The 13,380-nt window shown below is 64.8% G+C and carries 11 protein-coding genes; 1 reads left to right on the top strand and 10 read right to left on the bottom strand.

Features of this window, described 5'->3' with window-relative positions; all coding sequences use genetic code 11:
• Positions 1–30 precede the first annotated feature (30 nt).
• Positions 31–954 carry a histone deacetylase family protein gene (locus VDP74_RS02615; protein ID WP_322998061.1) on the bottom strand — a complete coding sequence of 308 codons (924 nt, stop codon included), beginning with the start codon at positions 952–954 and terminating at the stop codon, positions 31–33.
• A gap of 220 nt (positions 955–1,174) precedes the next feature.
• Here VDP74_RS02615 and mltB point away from each other — a divergent pair, with 220 nt between their 5' ends.
• Positions 1,175–2,119, top strand: a complete 945-nt coding sequence (mltB, locus tag VDP74_RS02610; RefSeq protein WP_322998060.1) for a lytic murein transglycosylase B — start codon at positions 1,175–1,177, stop codon at positions 2,117–2,119.
• Positions 2,120–2,160: 41 nt separating this feature from the next.
• On the opposite strand, the gene cysM is transcribed toward mltB, so the two are convergent.
• The 9 genes from cysM to lapB form a co-directional block, all read right to left on the bottom strand.
• Positions 2,161–3,066, bottom strand: coding sequence for a cysteine synthase CysM (gene cysM, locus VDP74_RS02605; protein ID WP_322998059.1), 906 nt, complete (start codon positions 3,064–3,066; stop codon positions 2,161–2,163).
• Positions 3,067–3,165: 99 nt separating this feature from the next.
• Positions 3,166–4,551: a TolC family outer membrane protein gene (locus tag VDP74_RS02600; RefSeq protein ID WP_322998058.1), complete on the bottom strand. Its 1,386-nt coding sequence runs from the start codon at positions 4,549–4,551 to the stop codon at positions 3,166–3,168.
• Positions 4,548–7,613, bottom strand: coding sequence for an efflux RND transporter permease subunit (locus tag VDP74_RS02595; protein ID WP_322998057.1), 3,066 nt, complete (start codon positions 7,611–7,613; stop codon positions 4,548–4,550). Before VDP74_RS02595 ends, VDP74_RS02600 begins: the two co-directional genes overlap by 4 nt.
• A 3-nt stretch (positions 7,614–7,616) precedes the next feature.
• Positions 7,617–8,672: an efflux RND transporter periplasmic adaptor subunit gene (locus VDP74_RS02590; protein ID WP_322998056.1), complete on the bottom strand. Its 1,056-nt coding sequence runs from the start codon at positions 8,670–8,672 to the stop codon at positions 7,617–7,619.
• Positions 8,673–8,736: 64 nt separating this feature from the next.
• On the bottom strand, positions 8,737–9,450 hold the full coding sequence (locus VDP74_RS02585; protein WP_322998055.1) for a DUF3313 domain-containing protein: 714 nt from the start codon (positions 9,448–9,450) through the stop codon (positions 8,737–8,739).
• Between the two features lie 156 nt (positions 9,451–9,606).
• Positions 9,607–10,101, bottom strand: coding sequence for a ComEA family DNA-binding protein (locus VDP74_RS02580; RefSeq protein WP_322998054.1), 495 nt, complete (start codon positions 10,099–10,101; stop codon positions 9,607–9,609).
• 130 nt (positions 10,102–10,231) lie between these two features.
• Positions 10,232–11,233, bottom strand: a complete 1,002-nt coding sequence (gene rfaD / locus VDP74_RS02575; RefSeq protein WP_322998053.1) for an ADP-glyceromanno-heptose 6-epimerase — start codon at positions 11,231–11,233, stop codon at positions 10,232–10,234.
• Complete coding sequence (gene rfaE1, locus VDP74_RS02570; protein ID WP_322998052.1) at positions 11,230–12,165, bottom strand: D-glycero-beta-D-manno-heptose-7-phosphate kinase; 936 nt, start codon at positions 12,163–12,165, stop codon at positions 11,230–11,232. The genes rfaD and rfaE1 overlap by 4 nt, the downstream gene beginning before the upstream one ends.
• Entirely contained in the window at positions 12,162–13,373 is a 1,212-nt protein-coding gene (lapB, locus tag VDP74_RS02565; RefSeq protein ID WP_322998051.1) for a lipopolysaccharide assembly protein LapB, read from the bottom strand. The genes rfaE1 and lapB overlap by 4 nt, the downstream gene beginning before the upstream one ends.
• Positions 13,374–13,380: the final 7 nt, after the last annotated feature.

The raw sequence follows: 13,380 nt of genomic DNA, 5'->3' as shown, positions 1-13,380 counted from the left end.
AACGGCTGGAATCTCGGCGCGACACAGGCATCAGTAGCCCCCCAGCGCCCGTACGTGCGCCACGGCGCTGCGTCCCAGGGCGGAAAGATCGTAACCGCCTTCCAGGAAGCTGACGATCCGCCCCTGGGCGGATTCGGCGGCCGCCTCGACCAGGCGTTCGGTGATCCAGGCGTAGTCCGCCTCGACCAGTTTCAGGCTGCCCATGTCGTCTTCGCGATGCGCGTCGAACCCTGCCGACACCAGAATCAGTTCCGGCTGGAAGCGGCGCAGGGCCGGCAGCCAGTGCTGCGTGGCCAGATCGCGCACTACCTTACCATCGGAATAGGCATCCACGGGAATATTGATCATGTTAGCCCCTGGATGTTCCTGACGGGTATCGGGAAACAAGGGGTACTGATAGAAACTGCACATCATGACACGATCTTCGTGCAGGAAGATTTCTTCGGTGCCGTTGCCATGATGCACGTCAAAATCGACGATGGCTACGCGCTGCAGGCCGTGGACGTCCAGCGCGTAGCGGGCCGCTACGGCAATGTTGTTGAAGAAGCAGAAGCCCAGCGCCTGACCGGGACGGGCGTGGTGCCCAGGCGGACGGATGGCGCAAAACGCGGTCTGCGCGTGCCCACCCAGGATCTCATCCAGAGCGGTCAGCCCCGCGCCCGCTGCGGCCCATGCCGCCTGCAGGGTGTCGGGGTTCATGATGGTATCGGGGTCCACCGGAAAATATCCATGGGCAGGCGCATGCTGGCGCAAAAAGGCCAGGTATTCTGGCGTATGCACCCGCAGCACATCATCCGGAGTCGCCGGCCTGGCCTGCCGTTGAGACAGAAAATCCATCAGGCCGCTGGCGGCCAATTGGTCGGCCACTGCATCCAGGCGCTGGGGGGATTCAGGGTGCCACGCACCCATTTCATGCAGGCGGCAGGCGGGATGAGTAATATAGAGCGTCTCCATAAGGGCGATTATGTTCAGACCAACCCGTATTTTGCAAGTTGCCGTAGCGTCGTTGTTTTTATCCGGCTGCGCCAGCAGCAATGGCGGCCACACTGTTTCGGACACTGGCAGCACAGTGAATCAAACAATCGTTTCAAACGATCGTATTAATTCTAGCAGAAGCAGCGGCGCACACCAAGCCGCATCGACGCCCGGAGATTTCATCAGTCCCGATGGGCAATTGCTACCCGAACTGGAGACCTTCGCCCGCCAGACGGCGCAGGCCCAAGGCGTCCCGCTCGATCAGGTCGAGGCCCTGCTGAAAACGGCACGATACAACGCCACGGCCGTGCGCCTGATGACGCCGCCGGCTCGCCAGGGCCGCATCCGGCGGGCCTGGTTCAGCTACCGCCAGCGGCACGTGGACCCCATCCGCATCCGCCGGGGCGCCGCCTTCTGGGAAGCCCACCAAAGCGCACTCGAACGGGCCAGCGCTCGCAGCGGGGTCCCCGCCTCGATCATCGTAGCCATCATCGGCATCGAGACCGTCTACGGCCAGTACACCGGCGATCATCGGGTGCTGGACACGCTGACCACGCTGGGATTCCGCTACCCCGACTCATCCCGCCCGGAACGCCAGGCCATGTTCCGCGAACAGCTGGCCGACCTGATCGCGCTGGATCACCAGGGGAAACTGGATGCCTACACCGTCGAAGGCTCTTTCGCCGGTGCCATGGGGTTGCCGCAATTCATGCCCGGCAGCCTGATGCGATACGCGGTAGACGGCAACGGCGACGGCCGGGTGGACCTGGCCGGCAACGTGGACGATGCCATCGCATCGGTCGGCAACTTCCTGCGGGAACACGGCTGGGTGCGCGACGTGCCGGTCTTTGCGCCGGTCAGGCTGCCGGTCGACGCCGGACGGCTGGCACAGGATGGCCTGACGCCCACCAGCGACTGGCCTGCTCTGAAGGCAGCGGGCGCCCAGGCCTTGCCAAGCCACGACACGCGCTGGCAGACTCAGGCCCTGGGGGTGATCGACCTGCAGGACGAAGGCCGCAACACGCACGAATACCGCACGGCCACGCCCAATTTCTTTGCCATCACCCACTACAACCGCAGCTATTTCTACGCGGCTTCTGTGGCTGACCTGGCTCAGGAGATCCAGGACAGGACGGGCTTCTGAGTCTGCGAGGGCCCGGCAACACCGCCCGGGCCTGGTGCGACCTAGCCGAATACCCCGGTCGACAGGTAGCGGTCGCCTCGGTCGCAGACGATGAACACGATGGTGGCGTCGCGCACCGTGGCGGCGACCCTCAGGGCAGCCACGGCGGCCCCGGCCGACGAGATCCCACCGAAAATGCCTTCTTCGGCAGCCAGGCGCCGGGCCATGGATTCGGCCTGATCCTGGGTGATGGGCTCGAAGGCATTCACTTCAGCGGGATGGTAGATGCTGGGCTGATAGGCTTCCGGCCATTTGCGAATGCCGGGAATATGGGCGCCGTCGGCCGGCTGGGCCCCGATGACCTGGATCGCCGGGTTGCGCGACCGCAGGTAGCCGCCCACGCCCATGATGGTGCCGGTGGTCCCCATGGCGCTGACGAAATGCGTGACCTGGCCATCGGTCTGTTCCCAGATTTCAGGGCCGGTGGTTTCACGGTGGGCGCGGGGGTTGTCTTCATTGGAAAACTGATCCAGCACGAAACCCTGGCCTTCGGCCTGCATGCGCAAGGCCTCGTCCCGGGCGTATTCCATGCCGCCCTGGTCGGCCGGGGTCAGGATGAGCCTGGCCCCGTAAGCCGTCATGGCGGCGCAGCGTTCCTGGGACGAATTGTCGGGCATCAGCAGAATCATGCGGTAACCGCGCACGGCAGCCGCCATTGCCAGCGCGATGCCCGTATTGCCGCTGGTGGCCTCGATCAGCGTATCTCCGGGTCGGATGTCGCCACGCGATTCGGCCTGACGGATCATGCTGAGCGCGGCCCGGTCCTTGACCGAGCCCGCTGGGTTGTTGCCCTCCAGTTTGGCCAGGATGACGTTGCCGCGCGCCGCGCCGGCATCGCCCGGCAGGCGCTGCAGACGCACCAGAGGGGTTGAGCCGACGATGTCTTCGATGGTGGGATAGATTTTCATGCCCAAAATCATACACCCGCCGGTTGGACGCACATGCTCTTATCCCCCGGGGTTATGAGCATATGCAGGAACATCCGGTGAGCCCGACAGGCGGCCGGTTCAACGCGCCGGTCGCACCGGCGGATGCTGCGACAGGTAGCTGTTGACCGCAGCCACATCCTGGTCGCCCAACGCCCCTACCAACGCAACCAGGTTCAATCGCGACAGCAGATACTGATAGCGCGCCGCATCGAGATTCTGCACCGCCGAGAAATACTGCTGCTGGGCATCGAGCACATCCAGCGTGGTGCGCTCACCAACCGTTTCCCCGAGCCGTGTGGCATCCAGGGAGCTCTTGGCGGCAACCACCGCCTTTTCCAGCGCATCAATCTGAGGTTGGGCAACCTCGACTCCCAGGAATTGCTGCCGGATCTGCACATCGCTGGTCTCCAGCGTAGCCCGCAACTGCGCGTCGGCCTGATGCTTCTGGTCGATGGCCTGGCGCAGCTTGGAATCGTATCCGCCACCGGCAAAGATCGGCACGCTGAGCTGCACGCCTATGACAGTCTGCCGCGAACGGTCCGGCGCCACCAGCAGCGGCAGCCCCCCATTCTGGCTGGTGTCCTGATAGCTCATGTATAAATCCAACTGAGGTCGGTTGTAGATCCGATTCTTGTCGACGTTTGCCTCGGAAATCGAAATCTGAATCTGCGCCCCCAGCACATTCAGATTGGCCGCCCGGCCACGAGCGGTCCAGACATTGACATCGTCCGGTTCGGGCGCGGCGGGCTTGAATGCATCAGACACCCTGGCCAAGGCAACGGGCTGCACGCCAACCAGGCTCCGGAACTGCTGTCGCTGGATCTCCAGGGCGTTCCTGGCCGCAATGATCTGCGCTGCCATGGCCTGGTCGCGGGCCTGGGCGTCACGCACATCGGTGATGTTGGCCTTGCCGGCATTGAAGCGCGCCTGTGCGCTGGCCAACTGCTGCGCGATCGCCGCCTGCTGCTCATGGGCGAGCGCCAGGCTTTCTTCAGCCATCAGCACGCCAAAATACGATTGTGCGACGTTCAGGACCAGATTCTGCCGGGCGCCACGAAACTGGATGTCGGCCAGTCTGGCCTGATCCTTGAGCTGCCGAGCCCCTGTGCTGACTGCGGCATTGTAGATGGGCTGCGTCAGGGTGACGGTAAATCCGCGCAGAGAGCCCGAAGCATCCCCCACCAGGGGAGCCAGAGGCAGGTTCGTCTGGGGCGTGGATACGGAGTTCACGTGCACATAGCTGATCATGCCCGTGACGGCAATCTGGGGCAGATACAGGGCGGTGCCTTGGCGGGCGCTCTCCTGGCCGGCGGCAAATGCGAACTGGGCTGCTTCCAGGTTGGGGTCGTGCGCGCGCGCCTGGTCGACGGCTGCGCGCAGGTCCATCGCCACCGTCAGCCCTGGCGTCAACAGGAAAGCCAGCGCCCACGCCACGACGAGATGCGGGATTCTTGTGGACTTCATGCCTGCCCCCTCTTTGGCCCGCCCTGATCGGACCGGAAGGCCAAAGCGTAGGCGGCCGGCAGGAACAGCAGCGTCAGCAGCGTAGCCCCGGTCAGCCCCCCCATGATGGCCCATGCCATGGGCCCCCAGAATACGGACTGAGTCAGAGGAATCATCGCCAGGACTGCGGCGGCCGCCGTCAGCAGGATAGGCCGCAGGCGATGCACAGTCGATTCGACGATCGCCTCGTGCAGCGGCACGCCTTCCGATTCAGCTTGCCCAATCTGCACGATCAGGATGACCGAATTGCGGATGATCATGCCGAACAGGGCCAGCACGCCCAGCATGGCCACGAAACCGAAAGGAATACGGAAGGTCAGCATGATCGCGGTGACGCCGATCAGGCCCAGCGGTGCGGTCAGCACCACCAGCAGCATCTTGCCCATATGCTGCAGCTGGATCATGAGCAGGAACAGAACAACCACGCCGACCAGTGGCAGGACGGCCTTGATCGCCGTCTGCGAGCGCTGGCTGGATTCCAGCGCGCCGCCCAGCACGATGTCGTAGCCCGGCGGCAGGGTTGCGGCATACGACTGGATCGCAGGCCAGAGCGCCGTCGACACGTCGTTGGCCTGGACTCCATTGGCGACATCGGCCTGCACGGTGATGGTCGGCACGCCATTGCGGCGCCAGCGCATGCTGCTCTCGCTGGACAGACGCAGGTCCGCGATCTGCGTGAGCGGCACGAAGGCGCCGGTCCTGGTATGGACGTAGAGATCCTTCAGCGCGTCCAGGTCGCCACGCTCGGCGCCAGCCAATCGCGCGACGATATCCAGCGTCTCGTCGTTTTCATAGTATTGAGTGACGTCCAGACCGGTCAGCGAGGCCTGCAAGGCCTGCGCAATACTGCGGGAACTGACGCCCAGCGCACGCGCCTGATCCTGGTTGACATCCACCCGGAGCGTGGCGGTGCGTTCTCCCCAGTCCATGTTGACGTCGCGAACGTCGGCACGGCCACGCAACATCGCCATGACGTGGTCCGAGATCGAACGCAGCTGGCCGTCATCCGTGCCGCTCAGGCGCAGCTGGATCGGATAGCCGACTGGAGGGCCATTCTCGAGCCGAGTCACGCGACCACGCACCCCTGGAAACGAGCTCGAAAACAGGTCCTGGATCTTCAGCAGCACACGTTCGCGCTGCGGGATGCCCTTGCTCATCACGACCAGCTCGGCCAGGTTGCTCTGCGTCTGCACGTTCAGGGGCAGGTAGAACCTGGGGCTGCCGCGACCCGCATACGTGGTCACCGACACGATATCGCCATCGCCGAGCAGCTGCTTTTCCAGCTCCTGGGATTGCCGCCGGATCTCGTCGAAAGATGCATTCTGCGGGAACCAGAGATCGACGATCAGTTCGGGGCGATCCGAGGACGGAAAGAACTGCTTGGGGACCCACCGAAACAGGGCGACCGCCACCACGAACAAGAGAACGGTCACGGCCACGACCAATGCGCGGTGATCCACGCACCACCCCACCAGGCGTCGGAACCTGCGGTAGAACGCGCCCTGATAGACGGCCTGCTCGTCACGGGCCCGGCCGCTGAAATCCGGCAGCAACTTGAAACCGATGTAGGGCGTCACCAGCACCGCCACGAACCACGACACGACCAGCGACACGCCGACGACTTCGAACAGCGACCGGGTGTATTCGGCGGACGACGTTTTTGCGATAAAGACCGGCAGAAAGCCGGCCACGGTGATCAGCGTGCCGGTCAGCATCGGAAAAGCCGTGCTGACGTAGGCGAAGCTGGCGGCGCGGACCCGGTCCCATCCCTCTTCGAGCTTCAACACCATGACCTCGACGGCGATGATGGCGTCATCGACCATGAGCCCTAGCCCGATGATCAGCGCCCCCAGGGAAATGCGCTGCAGGTCGATGCCGCCGAGATACATCACAAAGAACGTCACGGCCAGCACAAAGGGAATGCACAGCGCCACCACGAACCCCGTGCGCAGCCCCAGCGACAGGAAGCACACCAGCAGCACGATCCCCACCGCCTCGTACAGGCTTTCAGTGAACTCATCGACGGCATCCCGGACCACACGCGGCTGGTCGGACACAGTGTCGAGCGTCACCCCGACGGGAAACTGCTGCCGCAAGCGGGCCGCGACAGCCTGCAGGCCGTCACCCAGCTTCAGGACGTCGCCGCCGCTGCGCATGCTGATGGCCAGCCCCAGGGCAGGCGCGCCATTGAAATACATCCTGGAGGCCGGCGGATCCACATAACCGCGCGTCACGGTGGCTACATCGCCGAGCCGGATGATCTGGCCCTTGGCCTGGATGCCGAGATCGCGGATGTCCTGCACCGAGTCAAAATTGCCGCTGACCTGTATCCGCACCTGCTGATCCTGCGTTTGCGCGATGCCGGCTGGCTGCACGGCATTGACGGATTTCAGTGTATCGACGATCTGGTCCGGGCTGACGCCCAGGGCCGCCAGCTTGGCGTTGGCGTACTCGATGTAGATGCGCTGATCCTGGTCTCCGACAAGACTGACCTGATCGACGTCGGGCACGCGCAGGAACGCCTCGCGCGCCGTATCGGCGTAATCCTTCAGCTGCGCGTAGCTGAAGTCCTTGCCGGTCAGCGCGAAGATATTGCCGTACGTAGTGCCGAACTCGTCATTGAAGAACGGCCCCTGCACCCCCCGGGGCAAGGTGTACTGCATGTCAGCGATCTTCTTGCGGACCTGATACCAGGCCTGCGACACCACCCCGGGTGACAGATCGTCGCGCAGGGACACCATCAACCGGGCGCTGCCCGGCTGCACCATAGTCTTGACGTTGTCCAGCTCGGCCAGGGTCTGCAGTTTCTTTTCGAGCTTGTCGGCGACCTGGCCTTCCATTTGCTGAATCGTCGCACCGGGCCAGTTGGCCTGGATCACCATTGTGCGCACCGTGAAGGCGGGATCCTCCGCCTGTCCCAGGTGGAAGTAGGCGTAGCCCCCACTGAGCACGAACACGATGATCGAAAACAGCACAAACTGTCGGTGCGCAAGTGCAAGCTGGGACAGATTGAGCCGCGACACGGTTCAATCCCCTGCCGGAGGCTCGACTACAGGCTGGACCGTCTGTCCGGTATGCAGCAGATTCCCTCCCTTGGTCACGATCACGTCGCCATCGGCCAGGCCGGATGCGATGTAGGCGACATCACCTCGTATGAAGGCAAGCACGACCGGATGCGTATCCACGACACCGCCTGCCCCGACCTTCCAGATCGCAGATGCGCCCGCCTGCGGATACACCACGGCGGTCAGCGGCACCGCATACTGCAGGCCCGCAGCCTGTCCCTGCACATGCACGTAGGCCGTCATGCCCAGGCGCAGCGAAGCATCGGGTTCCAGCACCGTCACGTGCGCATCGTAGGTTCCGGTCGTGCTGCTGGCGGCCGGATCGATTTCCCGCAATTTTGCCCGCCAGGCCATACCAGGCGCAGCCCAAAGCGATACGGTCAATTGCCCCGCCGCGCGCAGCGAATCCAGGCGGGTCTCGGGAACGCTGATCACGACTTCACGATCGCCATCCCGAGCGATGCTGACAGCGGTCTTTCCTGAACTGACGACCTGCCCGACATCGACGTCGATGTCGGTGACGAGCCCGTCGACCGCTGCCCGCAGCGTCGCGTAATCCAGCTGATTGGCAGCCTCGTCATACTGAGCCTGGGCGGCCGTCAGCTGCGCGACGGCGGTGTCCAGCGAGACCTTGTCCCGATCGTAGGCCGCCTGGCTGATGAAGCTCTGCTTCAGCAGCACGGCATCACGGCCCAGATCGACCCTGGCCTGGGCCGCCTTGCTGGCCGCCGCATCCCGTTGCGCCCCGGCCTGCTGGAGCGTCAGCTTGAGATTGCTGGGGTCGAGTTGCAGCAGCGCCTGGCCGGCGTCCACATGCTGCCCGACCTCGACCAGCCTGTGCTGCACTGTGCCTGGCACACGGAAGCCCTGGTCGCTGACATGGCGGGCGGCAATGGTGCCGACAAAGGCAGCGCTGCTGTCGGCCGCAGCGGATTGGACCGTCATGGTCAGCACCGGGCGAGGCGATTGCGCATCGGTCACCCGCCCATCCCCGCAGGCGGCGAGCAACGCAGCCAAGCAGAGAACCGCCGTCATCCGACACGACCGGATCGGCATGCGGGCCCTGCGGCCACCTTGCGCATCACTCATCGGCAGCTGTCGGATAACCGTTGGCGCGATCCAGCCGCGCGACGAAACGGGCCACCCAATAGTCGACCAGGGCATGCACCTGGTCATCCGAGGGCGGCGTGTCCCTGCCCGACACGGTTGTCCGGCTCTGGCGGCTATCGACCGCCGCGCCCAACAACTTCCCGGTCTGGCTATCCCGCGCTTCGCTCTCGATGGACATCCGCAGCGCATGAGGGGTCTCGTCAACCGCCATCCGAGCGACGTTGAACAAAGCCTTGGCCGGCACCAGATCGCGGATCTTGAGCTGAGGGCCCGCCTCGACCAGGCCGACCACCGCGATCCGCAGCCGTGCCACACCCGGCCCCGGCTTCTGCACGACCCGGTAGTGCGTACCGAGCGCGGCGGCAAGCCGGGAGACGTAGTAGTTCGAAATCTCCTGCAGGCGATCGGGACTCAGTGCGTCGTAGACGCCCTGCGTGTTGATGATGAATACAGGCGCATCGACGATGAAGCTGCGGTATTGCCCTGCGTTCACGCCAGGAGCCATATAGTGTCGATAGCCGGGAGTATCGGCATCCGGGGCCAGCAGGCTGTAATCCTTCAGGAATCCAGACGGAGCTGGCTGTGAGGAGCCTGGGACAGGCTGCGTCGGTGCGGTCGAACAGGCCGCCAGCGACAGTACGCCGATGGCGGCCAGGGCAAGCGCGAAAGTGCCTCGTGTCTGCATTTGCGTCTCCCGGGGGTGATTGTTCTGTGGATCACTGACAGAGCGCATCGACCGGGAGCCTGATTGAAAGCCCCAGGAAAACAGCCCGCTACTGCATGTCGCACGATGGCCTCACCCCCCAATACCGTAGCGATGCCCGGGCCTGTAGACGCGATTTTATTTTCCGCTTTTTTCTTTATGTGTCAATATTTTTTTGGAGGCTGGTGAGCGCTGCGCGCCATCTGTGGAAATGCCGGTATCCGCAGCCGGCCCAGGCTGACGTCCCTGCCCCGACCGGCGGGTGCCCCCGCCATCGATGGTCAGGCCGGCGGACTGCAGTGCCTGGGCGCGACGCGGACCGATGCCGCGCACGCGATCCGACAGATCGGCAAAGGACAGATAGCGACCGCCCCGGGCGCGCTCGTCCAGGATGATCTGGGCCGTCTTGGGCCCGATGCCACGAATGCCGCGCAGCTGATCCAGAGTGGCAGTATTCAGGTCCACTGCGCCGGCGGACCCGGCCCAGGTCAGGGCCGCCAGGCTGGCGGCTCGCAGCATGCGCGATACGCGCGGCGCCGAGGGCAGGCGCGTGCGCCGCCGACGGGCCGGCAGGACGGTGATGTCCGCAAGGGGCGCGGGCTGCGCCACGGTGCTATGCAGGAAGGGGTTCATGGCAGACTCCTGAGTAGAGAAGGATGTCTGGCCATGATGCCGCAGGCGCAAGCCGCACAGGGGTGTGCTTGATCGGATTTGTCATACCCCAAAAATCACGCCCCGCCCCATGGGGCGCCTGCATCAGCCGTCAGGTGCGCAGCTGACCGCCGTCCAGCAGTCGCTGGGTGTAGGCGCTGACGCCAGTCTGGACGTCGCAGAAGGGCCGCGTATAGCCGGCAGCCCGCAACTGGGTGAGATCGGCCTGGGTGTGGCTCTGATAGCGGCCCTTCAGGTCGTCGGGGAAAGCCACATAGCGCAGCTGGCCGCCGCCCACGAGTTCCTCCAGCGGCAAGGCCAACTGCCCCTGGTGCACCCGCAGGCTGTTGACGACAGTCTGCGCCACGTCGTTGAAGGGCTGCGCGCGGCCCGTGCCGCAATTGAAAATGCCCGACACGCCGGGGTGGTCCAGGAAGTGCAGATTGACATCCACCACATCGTCGATGTAGACGAAGTCACGCTGCTGGCCTCCATCCGGATAGCCGTCCCAACCACCGAACAGACGCACGTGGCCCTGTTCGACATACTGGTTCATGTTGTGGAACGCCACCGAGGCCATGCGGCCCTTGTGCTGTTCGCGCGGGCCGTAGACATTGAAATAACGCAACCCGACGACCTGCGCGGTGAGCGTGCCCATGCGGCGGCGCAGCACCTGATCGAAGAGCAGCTTGGAATAGCCGTAGACGTTCAGCGGGGATTCATGGGCGGGGCCCTCGATATACTGCGGCCCGGCGCCATACACGGCAGCCGACGAGGCATACAGGAAAGGCACCTCGCGCGTCTGGCAGTATTCGAACAATTCCAGCGTCACGCGGAAATTGTTGTCCATCATGAACTGGCCGTTGCGCTCTGTCGTATCCGAGCAGGCCCCCTGGTGGAACACGGCATCGGGGCGCGGCAGTTCTCCAGCCAGCACGCGGCGGCGGAATTCGTCCTTATGCAGATAATCGGCAATTCGCAGGTCGACGAGATTGCGGAATTTGTCGCCGTCCGTGAGGTCGTCCACGACCAGGATGTCGTCGATCCCGCGGGCGTTCAGGCCCCGCACCAGATTGCTGCCGATGAAGCCGGCGGCGCCTGTCACTACGATCATGATGACAACTCCTCTGCGGTCACGATGGACGTGCCCAGTTTACCCACGACAATGCCTCCGGCCCGATTGGCCCAGGCCATGGCGTCGTACCAGCCCAGCCCGGCAGCCCGCATGACCGACAGCGTGGCCAGCACCGTATCGCCCGCGCCGGACACGTCGAAGACCTCGTGCGCCTGGGCATCCACATGCTGGCGACCGGCTTCTGTATAGAGCGTCATGCCCTGTTCGGAGCGCGTGATCAGCAAGGCCTCCAGCGCCAGCTCCCGGCGCAGCGCCTGGGCGCGGTTGGTGAGATCGTCTTCGGAATCCCAGCGACCCACGGCATCCTGCATTTCGCTGCGATTGGGCGTGACCAGCGCCGCGCCCAGATAGCGTTTGTAGCTGTGGCCCTTGGGGTCGACCAGCACCGGCACGCCGGCATCCCGAGCGGCGCGGATCAGGACTTCCACCCGTCCCAGGGCGCCTTTGGCGTAATCGGACAGCACCAGCAGATCATAATCCGCCAGACGGGCCTTCAGGCCGGCTTCCAGGGCTTGCAGGGCCTGCGGGCCCGGCCCCTGTTCGAAGTCCACCCGCAAAAGCTGCTGCTGGCGGCCCAGCACCCGCATCTTCAGGGTGGTGTCCATGCCGTCAGCATCGTCCACCAGGCCGTCCTGGATATGAGCCTCGCGGATCAGCGACCTGACCCGGGCGCCGGCCTCGTCGGCGCCGACAATGCCCAGCAGGCCGACCTGGGCCCCCAAGGCTGCGATGTTGCGGGCGACGTTGGCGGCGCCTCCCAGGCGATCTTCGCGGCGAGCGACACGCACCACCGGCACAGGGGCCTCGGGCGAAATGCGGTCCACCTCGCCAAACCAGTAGCGGTCCAGCATGATGTCGCCGGCCACCAGAATCCGGGCCGCGCGTGCGGCCGACAGGGGAAAAGGCATCATCGGATTTCCTCGAGGCGGCGTGGCTGATAGGTTTCCCAGGCGTTGCACCCCGGGCACTGCCAGTAATAACGGCGCGCCTCGAAGCCGCACTGGCTGCAGGCGTAGCGGTCCAGGCGCTGGGTGTGTTTATGAATCAGGCTGCGCAACAGGCCCAGGTCGGCGCCTGGCACCATGCGATTGTCGGGCACCGGCCCGTCTTCCTGGGAGAGTTCGACTTCCAGCAGGCGGTCCAGGCCCAGCAAGGACGGGTGCGCGCGCAAGGCCTCGCGGGCAAAGGCCCAGGCGGGGTCGGCGCCTTCCTGTGTGCGCAAGGCGCGGAAAACGACGTTGAACAGGTCCAGGGTGGGCACGCGAGCGTACTGCGCCTGCAGCAGGGCCAGGCCTTCGTCGCCCCGCCCCAGGGCCGTGTAGCAAGCCAGCAGCGGCCCGGCCACCAGGCCGGCGTAGTCGGGCGCCGCGCCCAGCACGTCCTGCAGGTACGCCCGCTGGGACTCCAGGTCGCCGCGCCGCGCCGCCCACTGCGCGCGCAGCAGGCGCACCCGGGTTTCCGACGCGGGCGTGGTGCCGTTCTGGCGGACGGCGTGATCGGCGGCATCCAGGGCCTGGGCGGCCGCATCGAAGTCGATGGGATCGGCTTCCAGCAAAGCCTGGGCGCGCTCGCAATGATAATGAGCCAGCTGCGGCACCGGTTCGTCCACGCGGTTGCGCAGTTGCTGGACCGCATCGATGGCCCTGGGCCAGTCGTGTTCCGATTCGTAGATGCGGATCAGGGCGCGGATGGCTTCCTGTGCATGCCGGGTATGGATGATGGCCTGAAAACCCTGTTCGGCGCGATCCAGCAGCCCTGCCTTGAGAAAGTCCTGGGCAAGTTCCAGCTGAGCATTTTCCCGGTCGGCCAGGGGCAGGTCTTCGCGCGCCAGCAGGCTCTGGTGAACGCGGATGGCGCGCTCGATCTCGCCCCGGCGACGGAACAGACTGCCCAGGGCAAAGTGCAATTCGGTGGTTTCGGGGTCGAGCTTGGCGACTTCGATGAAGGCATCGATGGCGCGATCGGGTTCTTCATTGAGCAGGAAATTCAGGCCCTTGAAGTACGAATCCGGCAAGGCGCGCGTTTCCGACAGCATCTGCCGAAAGTCGAAGCGCGCCGCCAGCCACCCCAGTCCGAACAGGACGGGGACGATGATCAGCCACCAGGGTTCAAAATCCACAAGGCCC

The sequence above is a fragment of the Castellaniella sp. genome, from assembly GCF_034674885.1.
GTDB lineage: Bacteria > Pseudomonadota > Gammaproteobacteria > Burkholderiales > Burkholderiaceae_B > Castellaniella.
The sequence above is the reverse complement of the archived record's forward strand: the minus strand, read 5'-3'. Positions and strand labels throughout refer to the sequence as shown.